3 protein-coding genes (1 of these 3 only partly in view) are annotated in these 2,589 nt (G+C 56.0%); 1 reads left to right on the top strand and 2 read right to left on the bottom strand.

Going from position 1 to position 2,589, the window contains the following annotated elements:
- On the top strand, positions 1-1,506 hold the 3' portion of the coding sequence (locus JTI98_RS21305) for an autotransporter outer membrane beta-barrel domain-containing protein (RefSeq protein ID WP_252869609.1). It extends 1,437 nt beyond the left edge of the window; only the last 1,506 of its 2,943 coding nucleotides appear in the window; its start codon lies beyond the left edge, outside the window; its stop codon occupies positions 1,504-1,506.
- A 121-nt stretch (positions 1,507-1,627) separates the two neighbouring features.
- On the opposite strand, the gene JTI98_RS21025 is transcribed toward JTI98_RS21305, so the two are convergent.
- Positions 1,628-2,260, bottom strand: a complete 633-nt coding sequence (locus tag JTI98_RS21025; RefSeq protein ID WP_216081776.1) for a LysE family transporter — start codon at positions 2,258-2,260, stop codon at positions 1,628-1,630.
- A gap of 128 nt (positions 2,261-2,388) precedes the next feature.
- Positions 2,389-2,589 (bottom strand): autotransporter outer membrane beta-barrel domain-containing protein (locus JTI98_RS21020; RefSeq protein ID WP_043001667.1); only part of this gene is annotated, 201 nt, incomplete at its 5' end.

The raw sequence follows: 2,589 nt of genomic DNA, 5'->3' as shown, positions 1-2,589 counted from the left end.
GTGAATAACCTGTCGCTGGCCGACGGCTCGGCCTGGAACATGACCAAAAGTTCTCAGCTCACCAACCTGACGCTGAATGACTCCACGCTGACCTTTATGCCAGCCGCCACAAAGCGTCGTATGCTGACGCGTGATACCGCGAGCTTCAAAACCCTGACAGTGGACGGTGATTACACAGGCACTAACGGTAATCTCGTGATGAACACCCAACTGGGCGATGACAGCTCGCCAACGGACCGGATGATCGTTGCGGGCAACACCTCCGGCAGCACGAACGTTAAAGTACTGAACGCCGGGGGCGCGGGCGGTCTGACGACATCGGGCATCGAACTGATTAGCGTTGGCGGCAATTCTGACGGTGTGTTTACACAAAATGGCCGTATCGTGGCCGGTGCGTATGACTACACCCTGCATCGCGGTGAAGGCGAGAATAATAAAAACTGGTATCTGAGCAGCGCCCTGTCTCCGGTTACTCCGCTGGATCCTCTGAATCCTACCGATCCGCAGCCGTCAGCTCCGACGCCGCGCGAACACGCGGTGCGTCCGGAAGCCGGTCTGTACGGCATGAACCTGCAGGCGGCGAACACGCTGTTCAATACCCGTTTGCAGGATCGTCTGGGCGAAACGCATTACGTGGACGCGCTGACCGGCGAAGAAGCCGTCACCAGTATGTGGCTGCGTAACGTGGGCGGTCATACCCGTCAGAAAGACAGCAGTGGTCAACTGGATATGCAGGCCAACCGTTATGTCATGCAACTGGGCGGCGACATTGCGCAGTGGTCTTCGGACAACACTGACCGCTACCATCTGGGTCTGATGGCCGGTTATGCGAACCAGAAAGCGCGCGCCGAAAACCAGCGTAACGGTAACCGGGCCGACAGCCGCATCAGTGGTTACAGCGTTGGTTTGTACGGCACCTGGCTGCAGGACAACGCGACGCACGAAGGCGCGTATGTCGATACCTGGGCGCAGTACAGCTGGTTTGATAACACCGTTTCTGGTCGTGACGTCGAATCTGAAGAGTATGATTCGAAGGGCTTCACCGCCTCTGTTGAATCCGGCTACACCTGGAAACTGGCCGAACTCAGCGAGCGTAACGCGCTGTATATTCAGCCAAAAGCCCAGATCACCTGGATGGGCGTGAAGGCAGATGAGCACAAAGAAGTTAACGGTACCCGCGTTGAAGGTAACGGCGATGGCAACATCCAGACCCGCGTCGGCGTCCGTCTGTTCGGCAAGGGCCACAACACACTGGACGACGGCAAAGACCACACCTTCCAGCCGTTTGTCGAAGCCAACTGGCTCCACAACAGCAAAGACTTTGGCGTCGCAATGAACGGTGAAAATGTGAATCTGAAAGGCGCCCGCAATATCGGCGAACTGAAAGCCGGTGTTGAAGGCCAGTTGACGAAGAACGTCGCCCTGTGGGGCAACGTCGCTCAGCAGGTTGGTAACAACGGCTACAGCGACACTTCAGCGATGATCGGTATTAAAGCGTCGTTCTGATGCAAAGTGCCGGGAGGCGGTTTCGCTTTACCCGGCCAGGCAAAAAACCTGTAGGCCGGATAAGGCGCAACGCGTCGCCATCCGGCAGTATGGGCATGAAATCCTCTTTCTAAACAGTATGTTACCGATGCGTAATCCCTTCATAAATTAAACGTAACGCCAGCAGGCCAATTATCGCGCCGATGATGCGGCTGGCGACGCGCTGTATTCTGCCGTATGCCCGACGCACGGCAGGCAACGAAAAGGCCTGGCTCAGAAAGACGCGCCAGATAACCGAAGAGAGCACAATCCCGGCCCAGGCCATTATCCTTGCCCACATGGGTGTGTCGGCACTCAGCGTAACGGAGAAGATACTGATAAAAAACAGGACGGTTTGCGGATTTGACAGATCGGTCAGTAAGCCACGACGAAAGAACACGGTCCATGGCGCGCTAACGGGTTGCTGCAGCGTTGGCATCTGCGGTGTGGCCTGGTGACGCATACTGTTCCAGGCAAACCACAGCAGATACGCGCCGCCGCCAATTTTGATCACCGAAAAAACCGCCTCGCACTGGGTGATCAGCGTCGCCATGCCAAACAGCCCCAGCCCGGAATAGATAGCGTCACCTGACGCAACGCCCAGACCGGTTAATACACCTGCACGCCGTCCGGAGGCCAGACTGGTTTGCACGACCACAAACAGATTGGCGCCGGGGTTGAAGAAGGTTAACACGAACAGGCTGACGGTGAGGAAAACCGCATGTAGAGGTTCCATAAACCACATTTCCCTGAGCTGGATAACGTCACTCCATCTTATTTACAACAAAATCTGAGGGATGCGAATGGGATCACAAAGGGAGGCGAGGGAAGAAAACCACCCGTGTTACCACGGGTGGTAGAAAGTCAGAAGCTGTATTTCAGTCCTAACATTCCCTGCGTATCGCTGTAGCCGTTGTCGCCAATTTGCTGGGCGACGTTGCCCCACAGTTGCAGACGCTGGCTAAGCTGGCCTTCAACGCCCACTTTCAGTTCGCCAATATTGCGGTTGCCTTTCACGTCGTTGCTGATGTCATCCATCTTCACGCTGTAGCTACGGGTGTTGTG

The sequence above is a fragment of the Citrobacter sp. MGH 55 genome (assembly GCF_016906145.1).
In the GTDB taxonomy this organism is placed as follows: domain Bacteria; phylum Pseudomonadota; class Gammaproteobacteria; order Enterobacterales; family Enterobacteriaceae; genus Citrobacter_A; species Citrobacter_A amalonaticus.
This window is presented reverse-complemented; position numbering and strand designations above follow the sequence as displayed.